At 65.9% G+C, this 21,488-nt stretch carries 12 protein-coding genes; 1 reads left to right on the top strand and 11 read right to left on the bottom strand.

Features of this window, described 5'->3' with window-relative positions; all coding sequences use genetic code 11:
• The first annotated feature begins 42 nt into the window (after positions 1–42).
• The gene (locus tag ACQP2D_RS00990; protein ID WP_433681856.1) at positions 43–540 is read left to right on the top strand and encodes a peptidylprolyl isomerase; all 498 of its coding nucleotides are present in this window, start codon (positions 43–45) and stop codon (positions 538–540) included.
• Between the two features lie 79 nt (positions 541–619).
• Here ACQP2D_RS00990 and ACQP2D_RS00985 read toward each other — a convergent pair whose 3' ends face one another.
• The 11 genes from ACQP2D_RS00985 to zomB all read right to left on the bottom strand — a co-directional run bounded on the left by ACQP2D_RS00985 (position 620) and on the right by zomB (position 21,483).
• Entirely contained in the window at positions 620–2,164 is a 1,545-nt protein-coding gene (locus tag ACQP2D_RS00985; protein ID WP_433681855.1) for an acyl-CoA carboxylase subunit beta, read from the bottom strand.
• 23 nt (positions 2,165–2,187) lie between these two features.
• Positions 2,188–7,539, bottom strand: a complete 5,352-nt coding sequence (gene pks13, locus ACQP2D_RS00980; protein ID WP_433681854.1) for a polyketide synthase Pks13 — start codon at positions 7,537–7,539, stop codon at positions 2,188–2,190.
• Positions 7,540–7,680: 141 nt separating this feature from the next.
• Complete coding sequence (gene fadD32, locus ACQP2D_RS00975) at positions 7,681–9,597, bottom strand: long-chain-fatty-acid--AMP ligase FadD32 (protein ID WP_433681853.1); 1,917 nt, start codon at positions 9,595–9,597, stop codon at positions 7,681–7,683.
• Positions 9,598–9,788: 191 nt separating this feature from the next.
• Positions 9,789–10,832 carry an LLM class F420-dependent oxidoreductase gene (locus ACQP2D_RS00970; RefSeq protein WP_433681852.1) on the bottom strand — a complete coding sequence of 348 codons (1,044 nt, stop codon included), beginning with the start codon at positions 10,830–10,832 and terminating at the stop codon, positions 9,789–9,791.
• Between the two features lie 187 nt (positions 10,833–11,019).
• Positions 11,020–12,015, bottom strand: a complete 996-nt coding sequence (locus tag ACQP2D_RS00965) for a cutinase family protein (protein WP_433685963.1) — start codon at positions 12,013–12,015, stop codon at positions 11,020–11,022.
• Positions 12,006–12,533 carry a DUF732 domain-containing protein gene (locus ACQP2D_RS00960; RefSeq protein WP_433681851.1) on the bottom strand — a complete coding sequence of 176 codons (528 nt, stop codon included), beginning with the start codon at positions 12,531–12,533 and terminating at the stop codon, positions 12,006–12,008. The genes ACQP2D_RS00965 and ACQP2D_RS00960 overlap by 10 nt, the downstream gene beginning before the upstream one ends.
• 135 nt (positions 12,534–12,668) lie before the next feature.
• Entirely contained in the window at positions 12,669–14,543 is a 1,875-nt protein-coding gene (locus ACQP2D_RS00955) for an alpha/beta hydrolase-fold protein (RefSeq protein WP_433681850.1), read from the bottom strand.
• 171 nt (positions 14,544–14,714) lie between these two features.
• Positions 14,715–15,752, bottom strand: coding sequence for an alpha/beta hydrolase (locus ACQP2D_RS00950; RefSeq protein WP_433681849.1), 1,038 nt, complete (start codon positions 15,750–15,752; stop codon positions 14,715–14,717).
• 1,027 nt (positions 15,753–16,779) lie between these two features.
• Positions 16,780–17,883: an alpha/beta hydrolase gene (locus ACQP2D_RS00945; RefSeq protein ID WP_433681848.1), complete on the bottom strand. Its 1,104-nt coding sequence runs from the start codon at positions 17,881–17,883 to the stop codon at positions 16,780–16,782.
• A gap of 302 nt (positions 17,884–18,185) precedes the next feature.
• Entirely contained in the window at positions 18,186–19,193 is a 1,008-nt protein-coding gene (locus ACQP2D_RS00940) for an alpha/beta hydrolase (protein WP_433681847.1), read from the bottom strand.
• Positions 19,194–19,542: 349 nt separating this feature from the next.
• A complete protein-coding gene (gene zomB, locus ACQP2D_RS00935; protein ID WP_433685962.1) occupies positions 19,543–21,483 on the bottom strand; it encodes a flagellar motor control protein ZomB in 1,941 nt (646 codons plus the stop codon).
• Positions 21,484–21,488: the final 5 nt, after the last annotated feature.

The raw sequence follows: 21,488 nt of genomic DNA, 5'->3' as shown, positions 1-21,488 counted from the left end.
CGAAATGCAGACCGCTAACGGACACGATGGAAAGGTAGGGGTATGACAAAGGCGAATCTCGAAACCAACTTCGGAACGATCGTGCTCGAGCTCGACGATGCGAAGGCACCTGGCACCGTCGCGAACTTCGTGGATTACGTGAACGCGGGCCACTACAACGGCACCATCTTCCACCGCGTCATCCCCGGCTTCATGATCCAGGGCGGCGGCTTCACCCCCGACATGAAGCAGAAGGGCACGCAGGCCCCGATTCAGAACGAGGCCAACAACGGCCTGAAGAACAACAAGTACACCGTCGCGATGGCCCGCACCAACGACCCGCATTCGGCCACCGCGCAGTTCTTCATCAACGTCTCCGATAACGACTTCCTGAACCACTCCGCGCCGACCCCGCAGGGCTGGGGCTACACGGTCTTCGGCAAGGTCACCGAGGGCTCCGAGGTAGTCGACAAGATCGCCGCGGTCTCCACCGGCTCCGCGGGCATGCACCAGGATGTACCGCGCGACGCCGTCATCATCGAGTCGGCTGCCATCGCCTGACTTCCGCTGCCACGGACCGGAATCGGGCCCGCAACCCTCGAAGGTTGCGGGCCCGATTCCGTATTCGATCGCGGTTTCGTCAGAGTGGAAGCAAGTGGTGTTTGCGTGGGTTGCGAGGGAGCTTCTTATCGCGCAGCAGGTGTAGGGCACGCCGTAGCTCGAGGCGGGTGGCCGACGGTTCGATGACGGCGTCGATATAGCCACGCTCGGCGGCGACCCACGGGGTCGCCATGGTCGCGTTGTAGAAGTCGATCATCTGCTGGCGCACCGCGGCGCGCTGGTCCTCCGGCGCCGCCTCGATCTGCTTGCGGCCGATCAGACTGACCGCGCTCTCCGCGCCCATGACCGCGATCCGCGCGGTCGGCCAGGCCAGATTCACATCCGCGCCGAGCTGTTTGGAGCCCATTACGGCGTACCCACCGCCGTAGGACTTGCGGATCACCACGGTCACCTTGGGCACGGTGGCCTCCACATAGGAGAACAGGAAGCGGCCGCCGCGCTTGATGACGCCGATCTTCTCCTGTTCTACGCCGGGTAGGAATCCCGGTGTGTCCACCACGAATACGAGCGGAATCTCGAACGCGTCGCACATACGCACAAAGTGCGCCGCCTTGTCGGAAGCCCTGGCGTCGAGCGCACCGGCGTACACCATCGGCTGATTCGCGACCACGCCGACGCTGCGCCCGTCGACCCGCGCGAATCCGGTGATGACATTGCGCCCCGCCGCGGCGCCGACCTCATGGAAATCACCGTCGTCGAAGATGCGCAACAGAATCTCGTACATGTCGTAGGCGGAGTTATCCGAGTCCGGCACAATCGAATTCAGTTCCAGATCCGATTCGGTGATCTCCGGCTCCAGACCGGGGTTCACGACCGGGGGCCGCTCCTGACAACTGGTCGGCAGGAAGCCCAGATAATTGCGCACCCATTCGAATGCGGCCTTCTCATCCTGGGCCACGTGATGGATGTTGCCGTACTGCGCTTGACTCTGCGCGCCGCCGAGTTCCTCGAGACTCACGTCCTCGCCGGTGACCTCACGAATCACGGCGGGCCCGGTGACGAACATGTACGCCTCTTCGGTCGCCACCACCACATCGGTATTGATCGGCGCGTAAACCGCACCGCCCGCGCACTTGCCGAGAATCAACGACACCTGCGGCACCATCCCCGACAGCGGCTCGGCGCGACTCCCCAGCTCGGCGTACCAGGCCAACGAGGTCACGGCCTCCTGCACGCGCGCGCCGCCGGAATCATTGATGCCCACCATGGGGCAGCCGACCTTCGCGGCGTACTCCATGATGTTGGCGACCTTCCGGCCGAACATCTCACCAACCGAACCGCCATAAACGGTCTGGTCGTGGGAGAACACCGCGACCGGACGCCCCTCGACCAGACCGTGCCCGGTGATCACGCCATCGCCGTACAGCGCGGACGGATCGCCCGACTTGCGCACCAGCGCACCGATTTCCACGAAGGTTCCCGGATCCAACAGCATATTGATCCGGTCGCGGGCACTCGGAATTCCCTTTTTCGCCCGCTTCGCCACCCCCGCTTCACCCGCCGGTTCCTGCGCTAATTCCAGTCTTTTGCGCAGGTCGGCAAGCTTCTCGGCAGTAGTGCTCACTTGGCCCCTCTCATCAGGCGCCCCTACGGGGCAATTACAGCAAGTTTCGCGGTGAGGTCGGCTCCGATCTTTCCGATCCGTGGCTCGTCAACGATCTGGAGGTGGTCACCCGGGATATGAATAACCTCTAGGTTCGGAATGTATTCATCCCAACCACCATTCGGTCGCCGGTCCGCGTAGCGGGGCTCCAGCTCGATCATGCCGTCGTGATAGCGATCCGCGAGGTAGAGCACCACATTGCCGTCGTAGTGCGTCGGCGTGGTCTTGGCCAGGTGCCGCCCTTCGATCCATGAGGTGCGCTGGTGTTCGAGCACACCACCCGGAATCTTGGTTCCGCTGATCTTGATCAGATCGCTGATCATCTTGAACTGTTCCTCATCGGAGGCCGCGGCCAGCGTCTCCAACTGTTCGCGATCCAGCGCGCCTTCCACGCCGTAGGTCTTCTTCGCGAATACCTGATAGCGCTCGACGCGACGCAGCCGCTCCTCGGGGCTGTTGTCCTCGCCCTCGGTCGGAATGGCCAGGTCGATCAGGCCGACGATGCGCACATCCGCGCCCTCGGCCCGCAGCAGCTGGGCGACCTGCAGCGCGAACACCGCGCCGAGCGACCAGCCGTAGAGCACGTAGGGACCGTTGCCCTGGATCTTGCGCAGTTCGGGCAGGTACTGGCGCGCCCGCTCGACGATATCGCCCTCGACGCGCTCGAAACCGTACATCGGGGTATCGGCCGGAAGCCGCTTCAGCAGCGGTTCGTAGACCAGCGTATTGCCGCCCGAGGGGTGGAATACGAAGACCGGCACGGCATTCGAGCCGTCCGGCCGGGGCCGCAGCGGACGCACGAACCCGTCCACATCGGCTCCGCTGTCCTGCAGCTCACGCACGATATCGGCGAGCTGCTCGATGGTCTCGCAGTCGAGCACGTCATCGACGGTGACCTCGGCCTTGACCCGCTCGGTGAGTCGGGTCGCCAACTTCTCGGCGACCTCCTCCTCCAGGATCGGCAGGGTATTGAAGATGCCACCCGCCGACTTTCCGGTGACGATCGCCCAGGTGGCGTAGGTCAACCGCTCGGCGGCATCGCGCGGCGGCACATCATCCTCGTCGGCACCGGCGGGCTGACCGAAGATCGATGCGGCGGCCACGGCCTCGGCCCCACCGACCGCAGTGGTGTCCTCAGTGTCCAGAGCGCGTTCGATCGCGACTTCGTCGGCCTCGGCCACGGCGGCCTGCTCGGGAGTGGCCGGGGCAGGGGCGGCGGTACCGGCGGCAGCACCGGTGATACCGGCAGCAGTCTCGGCTTCAGCGACGATCTGCTCGGCCTCCGCCTCCACCGTGGTGTTCTCGGTGCCGAGCGCAACCCCTTCGGCGGCAGCCGCATTCGCCACCACGGCCGTCGGATCCGCGCCTGCCGCGACAGCCGCGCGCGCCGCCGCGATGAATCCGCCGTCGACCGCGATCTCCTCGCCAGCGGCCTGCTTATCGGCCATCGCCTGCACCTCGTCGCGGTGCTCGATGGCGTAGTGCAGTACCTTGCCGACCTCGTTCAGGTTGGCATCGCGCACGGCTTGGACCTGGAGCTGTGGAATATCGAATTCGTATTCGACCCGATTCTTGATGCGCATGGCCATCAGCGAGTCGAGGCCGAGTTCCATCAGCGGGATCTCCATCGGCAGATCCTCGACCGCATACCCCATCGACTCGGCGACGATCAGAGCCAGCCGCTCCTCCAGGGTCTGGGTGCCCGTCGGATCCCAACGCTCACCGAAGGTTTCGACGATCTCCAGATCGGCGTCCGCGGTGGTCGCGACCTGGGCAGCGGGAACCGCCTCGGCGACAACGGGTTCGGGCAGCGGCGCACTCGATGCCACGACCGCCTCGAACAGCAACTGGAAGCTCGCACCCGCGCGGGCATGCACCTGCACCGACGCGCCGCCGAGATGCGGCGTCAGCGTGGTGGTCAGCGTTCCGGCCGTCGGCAGCACCGCATGCGGGACCGACGCGCCGAGCGAGACATCGCTGAGCACCTGTGCCGCAGCGGATTTCACCAGCGCCGCGAGTTCGGTGACGGCCGAGGCCTGTACCTCCCACACGTGCCGACCGTCGGGCAGCGCGACATGCGCACCCGGTACCCGGGCGTTACCGCTGCCGCTGGCCATCTTCGCCTTCGGCCAGTACTGCTTGCGCAGGAATGCGGTACGCGGAATATCGGCGTACTCGCCAGCGGGCAGCAGCGATGACAGATCGACCCGATGCCCGTGCACATAGAGCTGGGCCAGCGCGGCGATCACGCCCGCCGATTCGTCTTCCTTGCGCTTGAGCGTCGGGATGAGCTGCGCATCGTGCACACCGGCCGCGAACGTCGTCCCCAGCACCTGCATCAGCGCAACGGAATTCGGCGCCAGCTCCACGAAGGTGGTATGCCCGGTGTCCACCGCGAGCTTCACCGCATTGGTGAAGTACACCGCGTGGCGCATGTTCTTCACCCAGTAGTCCTCATCGTGCACCGGATCGCTGCCGGGACGGTAGAACTGTTCCTTGTTGACGGTCGAGTACAGACCCGTCTTCAACTTGGTCGGCTCGATACCGGCCAACTCGGCCGCCAACTCGCCGAGCAGCGGATCCATCTGCGAGGTGTGCCCGGCACCGCGGGTCTGCAGCACGCGGGCGAATTTGCCCGCCGCCTCGACCTTCGCCACGATCGCCGCGACCTGATCCTGCGGGCCGCCGATCACCGTATTCGTCGGTGCCGCGTACACCGCGCACTCCACGTCCGGATAGTCGACCAGCATCGCCTCGATATCGGCGGCACTCAGCTCGACCAGCGCCATATTGCGCACATCGTCATCGCTGATCATCGCCTCGCCCTCGCCCATGAGGCGCGAGCGGGCGCAGATCACGCGCACCGCATCCTCGAGCACCAGACCACCGGAGATATAGGCCCCGGCGACCTCACCCATCGAATGGCCGACCACCGCATCGGGTTGCGCGCCGTGCGCGCGCAGCAGTGCGGCCAGACCGATCTGAATGGTGAAGATGCCGACCTGCGAGGTGCCGACGCTGTAATCCTGGGCATCGTCCAGGATCATCTCGCGCACCGAATATCCGGCCTCGTCCTGCACCAGCTCATCGACCTCGTCGACCGCCGTGCGGAAGATCGAATTCTCCAGGTAGAGCTGCTTGCCCATCTTGCGGTGCTGCGCACCGAATCCGGAGAGCACCCAGATGGGGCCATTGGCGGCGGGGGCGTCCGCGGTGAACACACCGGGACCTGGCTTGCCCGCCGCGATGGCGCGCAGACCGGTGACCGCCTCCTCGTGGGTCTTCGCCAGCACGACACCGCGCGAACGCGCGTGACTGCGCTTGGCCGTCGACCGGGCCACATCCGCCAGCGGAACATCGCGACCGGCATCGGATTCCAGCCAGTCGGCCAGATCCGCGGCGGCGCGGCGACGCCGCGAGGGCAGGTAGGCGGATACCGCGATGACCACCGGCAGCGGCTCGGCCCGCTCGGTCGACCATTCGGGCTCGGCCGCGACGACCTCGGCGGCCTCGACGATCTCGGTGGCTTCCTCGATCACATCCGTCGACTCTTCGTCGACCTGCGCGGCCACCGGCTCGACGGCGGCGACGGGCGCCGCGGCGACGGGCACATACTCCTGCAGTACCAGGTGCGCGTTGGAACCACCGAAACCGAAGCCGGAAACACCGACCGTCGCGGTGCCGCTGTAGCGCGGGAACTCCGTCGGCTCGGCAACGACCTTCAGATGTGCCTGGTCGAACGGAATGTAGGGATTCGGACCGGCGAAGTTGATGCTCGGCGGCAGCACATTGTGCTGGAAGGCCATGATCACCTTGGCCAGGCTGGCCGCACCCGCGCCGGATTCCAGGTGGCCGAAGTTGGACTTGGCCGAACCGAGCAGAGCGGGCTTGTCGTCATCGCGACCGCGGCCGACCACCCGGCCGAGCGCATCGGCCTCGATCGGATCACCGAGCAGGGTGCCGGTACCGTGCGCCTCGATGTAGTCGACGGTCGACGGCGCGATGCCCGCATCCCGGTAGGCCCGGCGCAGCACATCGGCCTGCGCGTCCGGATTCGGCGCGAGCAGACCGTTGGACCGGCCGTCATTGTTGATCGCGGAACCTTTGATCACCGCGTAGATCTTGTCGCCGTCGCGCTCGGCGTCGGCGAGCCGCTTGAGCACCACCAGACCGCCGCCCTCGGAGCGGACCATACCGTCGGCATCGGACGAAAACGCCTTGATCCGGCCGTTTTTCGCGACACCGCCGTTGCGATCGAAGCCGAGCGTCGCCATCGGCGAGAGCAGCATATTCACGCCACCGGCGAGCGCCAGATTCGAATCGCCGTCGCGCAGCGAGCGCACGGCCTGGTGCACCGCGACCATGGTGGACGAGCACGCGGTATCGATCGCGACCGAAGGACCGCGGAAGTCGAAGAAGTAGGACACCCGGTTGGGGATGATGCTGGAAACGCTGCCCATGATGGCGTACGCCTCGGCCGAGGCGGGCACATTCGGATCCGGGGTGCCGAGCCCGAGCGCGGCGATCAGCTGGAATTCATTGCTGGACGAGCCGATGAACACACCGACCGGCTCACCCTTGAGCTCACTCGCCGGAATCCTGGCGTGCTCCAACGCTTCCCAGGTCAACTCCATGGCCAGGCGCTGCTGCGGATCGACCCGCTCGACCTCGATCGGCGACATCGCGAAGAACTCCGCGTCGAAGCCCTTGATGACCTCTTGGTCCAGGTAGCCGCCCAGGGTATTGCCCTCGGCAACCGCCGCGGCGACCGCGGGCTCGCTGGTGAACTCGTCCCAGCGGCCCACGGGCCGCTCCCGGATCGCGTCACCGCGGTTGATCAGGAATTCCCAGGTCGACTCGGGGGTATCGCCCGCACCGGGCAGTCGCGTCGACAGGCCGACGATCGCGATATCGTGCGCCTCGCCCGGCTGGTATCCAGCGGTGTAGAACGAGTCGTCACCCGACTCCTCCGGCGCCTCCGGCTCACCATTGATGACGACCTCGGCCAGCGACGCGATGGTCGGATGCTGGTAGACGACCGTCGCGGTCAGCACCACACCGGTCAGCTCTTCGATATCGCCGCCGAGGGCGATGGCATCGCGAGAGGCCAGCCCGAACTCCTCCATCGGCCGGTCCACCGTGATCTGCTCGATCGGTTGACCGGTCGCGTCGGAGACCCAGCGCCGCAGCCACTCCCGCAGCTCCGCGACCGACATATCCGTCGTCCCGGCGCCGGGTTTCACAGCGGACTGCGAACCGTCGGCGGTATCGATCGCGTCCGCCGCGGCGGGCACGGTTTCGGTCGTCTGGGTGGGCGTGCCCTCGTTGTCAGCCATCAATTCCTCAAGCTACCTGTCTGGGTACCGGGCGCGCCGTGAATTGACGCCTGGCGGGGGAAGGGCCCGCCGCGCGTCGACGACGGGCCGATCCTGGTGCATCGACCTGCGAGCAGCCGCTACGGCGCCACCCTCGGGCAATTACTCTTCCGGTGCATCGGGGAAGGCCTGCTGGGTGTAACCACCCCGCAGCGTTCCCTCCAGATAAGCAGTCTTGCAGGCGCGTCGCGCGATCTTGCCGCTGGAGGTCCGTGGAATCGACCCGGCGGGTACCAGGAGCACGTCGCGCACGGTCACACCGTGGCGCTGGGATACAGCGGCGCGGACCGCGTCGGCGATCGGCAGCGGATCGGCCTTACCGGCGCCCGGCCCGCGCTCGCCGACGATGACGAGCTGTTCGGAGGCGTCGTCGGCGTCGAAGCTCAGGCCCGAATGGCTGCCCTGTTCGAACACCTCGGCGGGTAGCTGGTTGGCGGGCACCGAGAACGCGGCGACGAAACCGGGCCGCAGCGCCTTCGAGGCCTCCTGCGCGGAGAACTCGAGATCCTGCGGGTAGTGGTTGCGACCGTCGACGATTACCAGGTCCTTCACCCGCCCCGTGATGTACAGCTCGCCCTCGAAGTAGACGCCGTAGTCGCCGGTGCGCATCCAGTTCGCGTCGGCCGCGGTGCCGTCGGTGTGGCTGCCCTCGGCGAGGCGGTCGGTGACCTTGTTGTGGAAGGTCGCCGCGGTCTCGTCCGGGCGACCCCAGTAGCCGATGCCCATATTGTTGCCGTGCAGCCAGATCTCGCCGACCCGGCCGTCGGCCAGCTCGTGTCCGCCGCCGTCGGAGTCGACGGTTTCCGGATCGACGATGGCCGCCCACTGCGACAGCGCCACATAACCGCAGGAGACCTGCGCGATGGCGTTCTCGGCGCCCTGCTCGACCTTGATCATCCGACCCGCGTTGAGCTCGTTGCGGTCGACATAGACGACCTTGGCCTCGTCCTCGGCCTTGGTGGCGGAGACGAACAGCGTCGCCTCGGCCATGCCGTAGCAGGGCTTGATCGCGGTCTTGGGCAGGCCGTACGGGGCGAACGCCTCGTTGAACTTCTTCATCGACGAGGTGGTGACCGGCTCGCTGCCGTTGATCAGACCGATGACATTCGACAGATCCAGCGACTCGCCGTTCTTCGGCAGACCACGAGCGGCGGCGTGCTCGAACGCGAAGTTCGGTGCGGCGGCGAAGGTCCCGGCACCGTCGTTGTGTGCGGCCAGTTCCTTGATCCAGCGGTACGGGCGGCGCACGAACGCGCTCGGCGACATGATGGTGATGTACTTGCCGCCGACCGCGGGCAGGATCACCGTCAGCAGGCCCATATCGTGGAACAGCGGCAGCCAGGTGACACCGCGCGAGTTCCAGTCCAGATTGATCGCCTCGACCATCTGCAGCAGGTTGGTGCCGACCGCCCGGTGGGTGATCTCGACACCGGCCGGGACGCGAGTGGAACCCGAGGTGTACTGCAGGTAGGCGATATCGTCGACGGCGACATCGGGGCGCACCCAGCTCTCGCCGACACTGTCCGGGATCGCGTCGACCGCGATGATGCGCGGACGCTGTGCGGCGGGCAGCGAGCGGAAGAACTGGCGCACACCGGCCGCGGAGGAGCTCGCGGTCAGAATGGCCGAGGGTTCGCAGTCGCCGAGCACCGCGTGCAGGCGGTCGGTGTGGCCCGGCTCGTCCGGGTCGAACAGCGGCACCGAGATGGTGCCCGCGTAGATCGCGGCGAAGAAGGAGATGACGTAATCCAGGCCCTGCGGGGCGAGGATCGCGACCCGGTCGCCCGGGTTGGTCACCTGCTGCAGTCGAGCGGCCACCGCGCGCAGCCGAACACCGAACTCACGCCACGTCAGCTCCTGCGCCTCACCGTCACGCTCACGCGAGTAATCGATGTAGCGGTACGCGAGGGTGTTCGCGTCGTTGCGGGTGTGCTTCTCGACGTGGTCTACCAGGGTGTGGTCATCGGGAATACGGATGTTCCCGGTCTCATCCAGGTAATCGTCGAAAGTCTCTTCCATTCCTTCATCTCCTCCGAGGCACACGCAGCAAGACGGCGATATCGCCGCTGTTACCTGTGAGGCCCCGACTCGCTATCGCAGCGGGTGCTCTACATGCGAGAGCCAGCCTGCAGATTTTATTGCGGTCTGCGCGGTAGACCGCTATCGGCTAGATGTTCTCAAACCAGAGTCATGTTACAGAGAAGACCGGGTCACTCTCCCCGCAGCAGCGAAATAACGGGCGCGAACGCGTCCATCTGGGTGGGGAACACACCGACATAGGACATCGATGTGAGTTGTCGCACCCGACGGATCTGTTCGGCGATCTCCTCGAATGTGCCGATTGCCACATACGGGGACGCGAGAATGTCCTCGACCGACAGCTTGACGTCCACCTCGAGGTCGGGGTGCAGGCCGCGATCGATCGCGGACAGCGCCATCTCGGCGGTCTTCTCCCGATCGTCGGTAATGACGATCGCGGTGATGGCCCAGTTCAGCTCGATATCGGCGAACCGGTCACCCGCCGCTTCCTTGATCAGGTTCACCTTCTCGATGGTCTTCTCCAAGGTGATGCCGGAGAGCAGACCCTTGCCGTTCTTGGTGGTGACCGGAACGACCGAGATGATGTCGGCGTGCTTGGCGGCCAGGCGCAGCATCTTCGGTCCGCCGCCGCCGGTACAGATCGGCGGGCGCGGACCCTGGCGCGGCCGTGGTGTGCCCTTGACGCCGTGCACCTGGTAGTACTTGCCCTCGAAGGTGCATTCCTGGCCACGCAGCAGCACATCGAGGATGCTCAGCGTCTCGTCCAGCTTCGCCAGCCGCACGCCCGGCGCCTCGTAGGGCAGGCCGGCGGCGAGGAATTCGTCCTGCTTCCAGCCCGCGCCGATGCCGACCTCGAGGCGGCCCTTGGACAGCACATCGATGGTGGCCAGGTCCTTGGCCAGCACCACGGGGTGCCGGAAACCATTGGCCAGCACCGAGGTTCCCAGCCGGATCCGCTCGGTGGCCTGGGTCAGCGCGCCGAGCGCGGCGACCGGGCCGATCTGGTCACCCAGGTGATCCGGCACGACGAAGGTGTCGAAGCCGTACTCCTCGGCCTGCTGCGCCGTCTGGATGAACTTGCGGGCCCCGCCCTCTTGCTTATTTCCCTCACCCGCCGCCGCGAAGCGGAAGGATCGCAGAGGAGTGCCCAATGCGGTCAACTCAGCATCCGCTTCACGGCTCGCCGTGGTGGCCGGTGCGGCGGCTTCTGTCATGAACTCCTGCTCCTGGCTGTAAGGAAATGTGGGCGCGACGCGGGGCCACACGTGCCCACGCTTCTGGGGGCAGTTGCCTGCGTCGCGATCATCAGGCGCACTTTACAGCGTGCGACGGAACTCCAGTGCGGTTGTCGCAGCACCGCGCCTGCGAACACAGGTCCGAGCACGCGTTTGCTGTGCGATCTCACGAATGCGCCGGATGTGGCGCCCCCTCGATCAACCCATTGGCCCAGCTCGCCGCCCACTGCGTCGCGGTGGTGCCATTACCGTCGACCACGTAGCCGTTGTACAGACTGTGCACCGGGTTGCCCATCGCGCGCGCCAGGGTCAGCACACTGCCCACGATGTTCAGGGGGCTCAACGCGTCTCGGGGTGCATCGCAGATCAGATCGCCCGGCGCGCAGATGGTGTAGGTGCGGTCGGCGAGCGAACCGAACCCACCCGAGCGCGGACCGGTCATCGTGATGCCGGGAACCTTCAATCCATTGAGCGCGACCTCCGCGCCGACACCCGCCGGCGACGTGCCGATCTGCATGGCCTGGCCGGGTCCGTTATCACCGGTGCGGCGGCCGTCGGCGATCAGCGTCACGCCGAGCACCTTGTCCGCGGGTACCGGTCCATTGCCCGCGCCGATCTGGTTGGCGATATCGCCCGCGATCACCGCACCCTGGGAGAACCCGGCGATCACGTACGTGGTCAGCGGACAGTCGTGATACCGACTCGCCATCATGTCGATCGTGCGTTGCCAACCCTCGGAGCGGCTGTTGTTGTACGACTGCTGGCCGTCCGGCGGGATCGCGATCGGATTGGAGAACTGCGCGACATACGGCGTGGTGTAGACGTCCACGCGTGCCTGCGGGAACTGCTGCGATACCGGCCCCGAAACATTGAGCATCAGCGAGATCGGATTCGCCGTCGGATTGTGCGGATCGTCATTGCTGTTCGATTCCCAGGTCCCCGGCACCGAGATCATCTGCACATCGGGACACCAGGCCGGTTGCGAGGTCGGCGGTGCGGGCGGTGGCTTCGGACCCGGCTTGGGCGGGCGCAGTCGGCCGGCCAGGACGAACCACAGCACCACCGCGATGATGACGACGAGCACGACGAGCCCGATGAAGAGCAGACACCCCACCGGTTTCCCGGACCGGCGGGACGCCGAACCACGCGCACTCACTGGCAGTACGTCGCCTTAGCCGTATCGATGTAGATCCTTCCGGCCTTCTCCACCGGCATCTTCGCCGGATCGAAGGACGGATCCGACCCTGCCATCGCCGAGACGAAGGTCATCAGATCCTGGTCGGACGCATTCGCCGCGAGGCCCTGGCAGACGTAGGCGCCGATGCTCAGCGCGATATCCGGCGAGGCGGTGGTCACGCCGGCGGCCTTCAGCGCGTCCAGGAACTTCTTGTCCTTGTCGGTGAGCTTGGAGCCGTCCTCGGTCGGGACGGCATTGGTCGGGACCGGCTGCGGGCGCTCGGGCGTCGCCGTTTCGGCGGGTGTCTGCGCTGGCTCGGAGGCCGGCGGCTGTCCGGTAGCACCGGTGCTGGTCGGGGCGGCGGTCGGCGACGCTGCCGTTGTGGTGTGCGCCAGCGTCGGCGTACTCGTCGCCGTCGAATCGTTATTGCCGCAGGCAGCGAGCAAGCCGGTAGCGGCGATCCCCACGACTACGCCGATAACCTTTCCACGGGTCCGATGCATGAATTCGTGTCCTCGATCTGTTCGCTAAGGGGTTGGGTCGCCACCCAGGCTAGAGGAAAGCCAGCAATGGCGACTGCTCGCAGGTCGCTCGAGGGGTCTCCGGGTGCAATTGATCAGAAAACAGACTGATCGGAATTAGATGCCGTGAACTTCGGGTTTGCCATCGCGCACGGTGATGTATCCGGTCTGGAAATTCTGCTGATAGCCGCCCGGAATGCCGAACTCGTCACTGGTCGGATAACCGAGCCTGCCGTTCTCGTAGCCGAGCACCGACCACATATCCATGATCGGGCCCGAACGCACCGGCCACGCACCCGAGAGCGGACTCCAGTAGATATTTCCGCCCTCGAACTTGCTGTAGCGACCGAAATCCTTCGACGGGGTCTCCTCCGTGGCCGGGAAGCCGAGTTGGCTGTTCTCATAACCCAATTCGGCGTATTTGCCCAGGATCATCCCCTGCACCCGGTGGGCACCGGTCCTGGCGCTGTAGAAGAACGGGCCGTTCTCGAAGGACTGGACCACACCGTCCTTGGTAGGGGTCCTGGCCTCCGGCGCGACGGGGTATCCGGCCGGGCCGGTCTCGAAGCCCTGCCGACCCCATTCGTCGAGGATCGCGCCGCGCACCACCTGGGCACCGGTTCGCGGGGTCCAGTAGAGCATTCCGTTCTGGAAGGTCTGCATGCGTCCACGACCGTCGGGCAGCCCGCGCTCATCGCCGGTCGGCAGCCCGAGCGGACCGCCCGGCCCCAGCGCCGCCTGATAGCCGCCGCCGATCATGCCCGCGACCGGATGCGCGCCCTCGGACGGCGAATAGAAGACCCGGCCACCCTTGAAGTCCTGTGCGGTACCGCCCGCCACCTGGTACTCCCCGGTGAGGCAGTCGCCGAGCCAGCCGCTGCTGCCCGCCAATGCTCCGATCGCACCGGCGGCCTGGCACGGCAGTTTGTTCGGATCGACACCGAGCGCCGCGGCTGCCTGCGGCCAGGACTGGCGCATTTCGAAATCCCAGTACGGCCACGTATGCGTGCCGGAAGGACGGTAGTTCACCTGGGCCGGGATCGATAGCTTGCCCAGTTTGGCCACGAAATTCTGCGAGGTCAGCCGGGACAGGATCTCCAACCCCGTGCCCGCATAGTTGGTGCTGACCCCCGGAATACCGCTGGCCTGGTCGAACGGACCGGTCGAGCCATTGCCGCTGGAGATGTAGAGGCTGACGCCCTTGAGCTTGTCGGCCAGCGCGTAGGGGTCGTGCCCTTCCCATTCCGGGCCGCCCGGCGGACCCCACATGGCGGCCGAGTCGAATCCGCCCGCATCACGCAAGGCGAACTGGATCGCCTGCGGCATGCCGAGCGTCGTCGTGGTCAGCACACCGGAGTAGGAACCCGCGTATTTGGCGAAGTTCGGATTGCGCCCGGCCAAGAACATCGCGGCCGTGCCGCCCATCGAAATGCCCTCGATGCCACGGATATCCGAGGTCCGCCACTGGCTCTCGAGCAGCGGCGGAAGTTCCTTGGTCAGAAACGTTTCCCACTTGTAGTTGCGGCCGTTGTCCGGCTGTAGCCAGTCGGAGTAGAAGCTGGCCTGACCGCCGACCGGCAACACCACCGTGACGTTCTTATCGGCGAAGAAATCCACCGCACCCGCCTCATGGGTCCAGCCGCTCTCGTCATCGGTGGCACGCAGACCATCGAGCATGAACAAGGCCGGGAACCTGGCATCGGGGTGGGTATTCCAGTCCCGCGCCAGCAATAGCTGCACCTGGACGGGCGTGGCCATCGATGGTGAATCGACCCACAGCGCGACCCGCCGATCGGTGAGCCAGACCACCTTGTGCACCGTCGGGCCCGCGACCGGCGCGACCGTCGGCTGCGCGTTTGCGGGTGCGCTGATCGGGGAAAGACCTGAGGCGAGCGGAATCACCACGGCGGTGACGAGCAGCGCGGCCCGACGGGCCACGCGTCCGTTGCGCCACCCGCGCGGCCCCCTGCTGCCGAATGCAACTCCTGCCACAAGAGTTTCCTACCCCCGCTACCTCCGGGTTTCCGGTAGGACACGCGGATACCGGAGCGCACTGTCTGATTCAGCGATCCGACGAACACCGTGGGGAGCCCCGAAAAAGCGAACGGCGCCGCCGCTTCCGAATCGGAAGCAGACGGCGCCGTTCGGCGTCTTATCCCTGGATCACCAACCGCCGGTGGCGTCGAGGATGCCGTTGTGGGAGTTCCACAGCTCGGCCTCCCAGTACTTCCACGAGTGCGTACCCGCGGCCGGGAAGTCGAACTGCGCCGGGATGCCGAGCGAGCCCAGGCGGGCCTGGAACGCACGGGTGTTCACCAGCGAGAGCGCTTCCAGCGCCATACCGTTGGCCGTGTTGAAGTAGCCGACGGCGGAGTTCGGCCGGTCGTACTGACCCGGCAGACCGCTGGCCGCCGAGATGTACATCGGCAGACCCTTCAGCTGCGGGGCGAAGACGAACGGGTCCATCCGCAGCCACTGCGAGCTCCACGGCGCGGCCATCGAGTCGACGTTGTAGCGGCCCGCGTCCAGCATCGCGATGCGGATCGCCTCACGCATGCCCGGCGCGGAGATGTTCAGGTAGCCGGAGTAGGAGGCGGCGTACTTGAACTGGTCGCGGTGGTAGGCGGCCAGCGCCAGCGCGGCGGAGCCACCCATGGAGAGACCGACAACCGCGTTGTTCGTGCGCGAGACACCGTAGCCCTCGAGGAAGGCGGGGAGCTCCTTGGTCAGGAAGGTCTCCCACTTGTAGGTGGTCTTCTGGCCGTTGGTGTTGCTCGGCGCGTACCAGTCGGCGTAGAAGCTCGACTGACCGCCGACCGGCATGATCAGCGAGATGTTGTCGTTCTTGAACTGATCGAGGGCGTTGGTCTCGAACGACCAGGCATTGCGGTCGTCGCGAGCACGCAGACCGTCGAGCAGGTAGACCGCGGCGTTACCGCCGCGCGCTGCCCACTGCACCTGGACCTTGATCGGGCCCATCACCGACGGGACCATCAGGTCCTCGAAGCCGCCCGACGGCGTCCGCAATGCGGGGCCGTGGACCGGTGCGGCCATGGCGACGGTCGGGCCCGTCACGCCCGCGGCGATCGGCAGCGCCAACGCAGCGGCACCGACACCCAGAATTCGACTACGCCAACCACGAGGGTTGCCTCGCCGTCCCGACTTGGTTCTCTTCGGCGCGGCCGCCCTGCCGAAACGCATGAATCCTGCTCTCTTTCTGCTGTTGTGGTGCCGCCCGTAGCCCGCGAGGGGCCGGGCAGCACCCGTGCTGCCAACGAGACGCGCGTCACATGCCAACCCGGTACCCGACATTCCGGCACAAGTGACGGCGCTACAACGATCTGGTCACACTTGCGCTCGCTGGAGGTTATTCGACGTGCGAACTCTTAGCAAGACCGGGGTAATCGAGTGGCCGAATTCCGCCCGTTCACAAGCTGTGATCGTGCGGTGACCCTATCGCGTTCGCCCGGAGATGTCGTGTCGGAACGGGAATTTCGGACAAAGATTAGGGGGTACTAGGGAGTCCGGAATCGCTCACCCCAGGTTCCCCGTCGGATCCGGCGGCATCTCGAGCACTCGACCGGCCCAGTAGGGCCAGGCGTGCGCGCCACCCGCCCCGGGTTATCGAAGACCGCGTTCGTGGGGCCGAGCCAGTCGAGCCGAGCCAGTCGCAGCCCTCGCGCATACCGGGCGCGGAGATATTCAGATAGCTCGAATACGAACCGACATACTGGAATTGCTCCAGGGGATCAGGCACCCAGCGCCATGACCACGTTGATATTCCGCGATCATGAACGGCAGTGCCGACACTGGGGCGTCCCAGCACTCGAATATCGCAGCCGCCCACCACCGCGACCGCCCGGCAACTATCCCGCACACTCCGCCGGACCGCAGCGATTCGACCTATTGCCCGTGCGGTCACCGTTGATGGCCACCGTTGTGCACAGCGGATCGAGACGCGACACAATGCTTCCCGCGAGCCGAAGATATCGATGTTTACCGTTTGTGCATAGGCATATTGGAACGGCAGCCGAGCGAAAAGCCGCTGGGATACCGAACCGTGATGGAGGCCGGAGAATTACGGCGCAGACTCGTACTACGGACCCGCGCCGGGCATCCGGTCCGAAACTTTCCGCCGATAATCTCTTTAGCAACGAGCAGGCAAACATTCGGCCGGAACAAAAACGGGCCGCCCGATACTTCGGGCGGTCCGTTTCTCGGGTTGGGACTAACCGATATTGGCCGAGAGGTCCGGGATCATGCGATAGGCCTCGTCCTGCCAGTTCGTCCACGCATGCAGACCGGCGGGCGGGAACGAATACACCGCGTTCTGTGCTCCCAATGTCATCATGCGGACCTGGAAGGCCCTGGTATTGGCCAAGGCGAGTGCCTCGAGCGGCGCACCCCTGAGGAGGCGGTCCGTGGCCGCCAGGAACGGGATGGTCAGATCCTCGGACATCGGGAGTCCACTACCGGCGGCCACCCACACTCGGGTGCCGTTCTGGATCAGGCGCGGTGCGAAGACGAACGGATCCATCCGCAGCCACTGCGGGCCCCACGGCGGCGCCATCGAATCCACGTTGTAGCCCCCCGCGTCGAGCATGGCCGTCCGAATCGCCTCTCGCATACCCGGCGCCGAAATATTGAGATAGCCCGAGAACGAACCGGCGAAGCTGAACTGATCCGGGTGATAGGCCGCCAGCGTCAGCGCGGCACTGCCGCCCATCGACAGACCGAATACACCGTTGCGATTCGGATTGAACCCCAAGCGATCTCGCAGCGCGGACCGCAATTGCTGGGTCAGAAAGGTTTCCCAGTCGTAGCGGTAGCTCTTGCCCGGCCCCGCCATGAAGGCTTCCGTCGCACCGGATCCGGTGGACGAACCCGCCGATCCCGGCGCGACGCCGAAAAAGTTGCTCGGCGCGTTCCAGTCGGCGTAGAAGCTCGACATGCCCCCCACCGGCAGGACCACATTGATATTCCAGCTCGCCAGGACCTCGGGGACATTGGTCTCGATCTCCCAGCCATTGAGGCTTTCCGGCGCCCGCTGGCCATCGAGCACGTAGGCCACACGGTTGGTATTGCCGTCCGCCGCGCGCAGCACCCGAGTCTTGATCGGGCCCATCACCGGGGAGTCGACCCAGAAGTCGAAGGCCGCCGGGTTGAAGCCCGCCGATGCGGTGGCGCCGCTGCCCGCAATGGCGATCCCGAGCGGTAAGAGCATGGCCGTCGCCATGCCGAGCGCCCATTTCTTCGCCCAGGAACCACCGTTCGCCCGAGTCGAGGAACCGACAGAGCTTCCGGGCCAACGCTTCCAGCGCACACTTCGCATTCGACTCGACCTTTCGTTCGGACGGCCAGTCAGCAAACTATACGCAACTTCGACTGACCCCCTCATCGGACATACAGACGGACCATCCCTCACAAAACCGACAATTCACCTGTAGGCATGCCATCCGCACATCAATCAAACAATGAATGCCTCTATGTTGCTGGAAAGTGATCCAACCCACAACTATCGAAGCCCTCCCGCAGCTGATTCGTTGTCAACCAGGGTTACGGACTGACACCCGGCAAACGAAAACCGCCCGGTGTGCGAGCACACCGGGCGGTTTTCGAGAAGGTCGAGCTGGATCAACCGATATTCGCCGAGAGGTCCGGAATCATGCGGTAGACCTCGGACTCCCAGTTGCGCCAGTTGTGGATACCGACCGACGGGAAGCTGTAGGTGACATTCTGGGCACCCAGCGTCGCCATCCGGACCTGGAAGGCCCGGGTGTTGACCAGCGCGAGCGCCTCGAGCGGCGTGCCCTGGATGATGTCGATCGGCGAGGAGGCATCGCCGGGACCGGGCAGCGCGCTACCCGCGGCGACCCACAGCCTGGTGTTGTTCTGGATCAGTCGCGGCGCGAAGACGAACGGGTCCATGCGCAGCCACTGCGGGCCCCACGGCGGCGCCATCGCGTCGATGTTGTAGCCGCCCGCGCTGATCATGGCGACGCGCAGCGCCTCGCGCATGCCCGGCGCGGAGATGTTCAGGTAGCCGGAATACGAACCGGCATAGACGAACTGATCCGGGTGGTAGGCCGAGAGCGTGAGCGCAGCGCTGCCGCCCATGGACAGACCGAAGACACCGTTGCGGGTCGGGCTGAAGCCCAGACGGTCACGCAGCGCATTGCGCAGATCGCTGGTGAGGAAGGTCTCCCACTTGTAGGTGTTCGACTTGCCCAGCGTCTCGTTCCACCCGGAGGAGCCCGTCATCGCGGAACCGGAGGAGGAACCGTTGGCCGAACCCGACGAACCGGTGCTCAGACCGAGGAAGTTACCGGGCGCGTTCCAGTCCGCATAGAAGCTGGACGGGCCGCCGACCGGCATGACGACATTGATATTCCACTTGGTCAGCTCGCGGGCGACCTCGGTCTCGGCCTCCCAGCCGTTGAGGTCACCGCGGGCCCGCATGCCGTCCAGCGCGTACACCACGCGCCCGGTGTTGCCGTCCGCGGCGCGGAAGATCCGCGACTTGATCGGCCCCATGCTGGAGTCCACCCAGAAGTCGAAGGCGTCCGGATTGAACGCCGCCGACGCGGAGCCCGCCGGACCTGCTACTGACACCCCGAGCGGCAGCAAGATAGCCAGCGACATCAGCACCGACCGCCTGAACCACGAACCGGCTCTACGGGTTTTCAGACGTCCATTCTGCGCGCTTCGCCCGATCACGCCTCGCATCTAGTTTCGGCCTTTCGTTATGCGGCCGTGTCTCGGCCGCTTCTCTACGTTGACCGCTGAGGTTTGCCCACGTCGAAGGGGACGCCCCCAGCGGGCGTACTCACGTACCCTATCGCTACATCGATGTGGTGGCGTTATCAAAAAGAGATAAAGCGATATGCGCCACGTTTATTCTCGCAGGTCATCGATACAACTGGGCCCAGGGAGGTCCCTGCGTCCAGTGTGACTGGAGATGCGAGCCCCAGCGACTCGGAGAGCAGTCCCCTCAGCGCTGCGGCTGCGGGAACGGGTCGACCAGTCCACACCGCTCGATCTCGTACTTCGGCACGCGATCGATGCGGTACTTCGCGAAGTGCAGTGCGTGTAGCAGGTTGTGCTTGAAGCGGCCCCAGGTGAGCGGATCCCGGTAGGAGATATCCAGCGCCACGGTGTCCGGGCAGGTCATCGCGGTGCGGGCCTGGGTGACCCACTTTTCGTCCATGTACCAGGGCATCCACGGATGCCGATCGACCATGCCGGTATCCACCACAACCCAGTCCGGATACAGGCTCTTGTCGTGCCCGATCCGGCCGTCGGTGAGCCGGTCGCTGTGCGCGGCAAGCGGATAGGCCAGGCCCATCTGATCGATGACGCGCACGTCCAGCGGGACGTTCATGCTGGTCATACCCAGGTTCAGGAAGTAGACGGTATGGCCGGCGCCGCCGTCGGGAATCGGCTGCGGTGGGGGCGCGATGTACCAGAACATGAACGACGGCGAGTTCAGCAACAGACCGCCATTGGGGGTTTCGGCGATGTTGTTCACCATGGCCCGGATGCGCGGGTAGTCCAGGTAGTCCTCGGCCAGGATGGGGTGATCGTGGCCGGTATTGAGCACGTAGTAGACGCGCTCGTCGACGATGCCGGACGCGCTGATCTTGGTGCCGGTCTTGATGGCGGTGGTGTTGGCCGCGAACAGCGCCCAGCCCGCGGTGCCGAGCAGCGCGCACAGGAGCACCGCGAAGGACCAGTCTCCGGCCGTCGCCGCGCGCAGGCCGCCCTCTGGCACCCGCACCGGCACCACGGCAATCGGCAGCAGCAGGCAGAACAGCTGCGGCAACAGCATCCGGCCGTGCATGAAGTCGCCGCCGACGCGCAGGGCGTAGACGGTGAGCACGAATCCGCTGCCGAGCATGAGTGTGACAACCGCGCTAGGCGAGTGCAGCCATCCGCGCGCCCGGCGCACCGTCCAGCGGCGCTGCTCATCCGACGCTGGTGCGTCCGCGGTCTCGGTGCGAGTCGAACGGGCCGCGAGCACCCCGATGAGCAGCAGCATGAGCAGCGGCACCCACAGGTAGTACGGACCGACCAGATCCCAGAGGTATTTGAAGCCCTGCCCCCACTTGGCGCCGCCCGCGTCTTTGGCGACCGCGGTATTCGGGTAGGGCAGGCCGTAGTAGCCCATCCGCCAGACCTGGTAGCCCATCGGCACCAGTCCGGCGACGGCAACGATCAAGCCGCGCAGCAGGATCGGGCGCAGCCGGGACTCCGGCATCGGAGCCAGGAAGATCATCAGCAGCGCCAGCCCGCCGACCAGGGTCATCTCGGGACGGATCAGCGGTGCGAGTCCGGCCAGGAACACCAGACCCAACAGCGCGGGCAGTTTCACCCGCTCGGTCTGGCTCCAGCGCATCAGCTGCCACCACAGCAGGCCGAGCCAGCAGATGACCAGACCGCTCTCCAGTCCGGAGGTGGCGTAGTCGCGGGCGGGGGGCACCGCGATGTAGACGAGCACGCCCGCTGGCAGCAGCAGCGCCGATTTGGTGCCGCCCCACAGCCGCGCCGTGCCGAGCATGGCGAATACGATCGCCAGCATCGAGACCGTCAGCGCGACGCCGAGGACGACGTACTCGAGTCGGGCTCTGGTGAGCCAGCTGAAGAACCACACCAGATAGGTCCACGCGGTACTGGTGTTGGTTTCGACTCGCTCGCCCGCATTGAAGACCGGCCCGTTGCCCGCCAATAGGTTCCGCACCGTGCGCAGCACGATGAGGCCGTCGTCGGCGATCCAGCGCCGTTGCCAGGCGCCGACCGAGAAGAGCACGACGGTGAGCGCGATCCCACCGACGAAGGTGGCTCGGGATAGCCGCGCGGACCGCAAGCCGGAACGAGCCGACCTCTCGGTCGGCTCCTCCGTTGCTTGTGCTGTTCGCTCCACTCCCTCTACCAACAGTT

It is taken from the genome of Nocardia sp. CA-119907 (assembly GCF_050955995.1).
Lineage (GTDB): Bacteria > Actinomycetota > Actinomycetes > Mycobacteriales > Mycobacteriaceae > Nocardia.
Note: the sequence above shows the minus strand (reverse complement) of the source record. Positions and strands in the feature narration are given on the sequence as shown.

Bases quoted from the DNA above. Each gene is read 5' to 3' on its own strand.
- pks13 (WP_433681854.1), bottom strand. From the start codon at position 7,539: ATGGCTGACAACGAGGGCACGCCCACCCAGACGACCGAAACCGTGCCC.
- ACQP2D_RS00990 (WP_433681856.1), top strand. From the start codon at position 43: ATGACAAAGGCGAATCTCGAAACCAACTTCGGAACGATCGTGCTCGAG.
- ACQP2D_RS00940 (WP_433681847.1), bottom strand. From the start codon at position 19,193: ATGTCGCTGGCTATCTTGCTGCCGCTCGGGGTGTCAGTAGCAGGTCCG.
- ACQP2D_RS00950 (WP_433681849.1), bottom strand. From the start codon at position 15,752: ATGCGTTTCGGCAGGGCGGCCGCGCCGAAGAGAACCAAGTCGGGACGG.
- ACQP2D_RS00960 (WP_433681851.1), bottom strand. From the start codon at position 12,533: ATGCATCGGACCCGTGGAAAGGTTATCGGCGTAGTCGTGGGGATCGCC.
- ACQP2D_RS00970 (WP_433681852.1), bottom strand. From the start codon at position 10,832: ATGACAGAAGCCGCCGCACCGGCCACCACGGCGAGCCGTGAAGCGGAT.
- fadD32 (WP_433681853.1), bottom strand. From the start codon at position 9,597: ATGGAAGAGACTTTCGACGATTACCTGGATGAGACCGGGAACATCCGT.
- ACQP2D_RS00945 (WP_433681848.1), bottom strand. From the start codon at position 17,883: ATGCGAAGTGTGCGCTGGAAGCGTTGGCCCGGAAGCTCTGTCGGTTCC.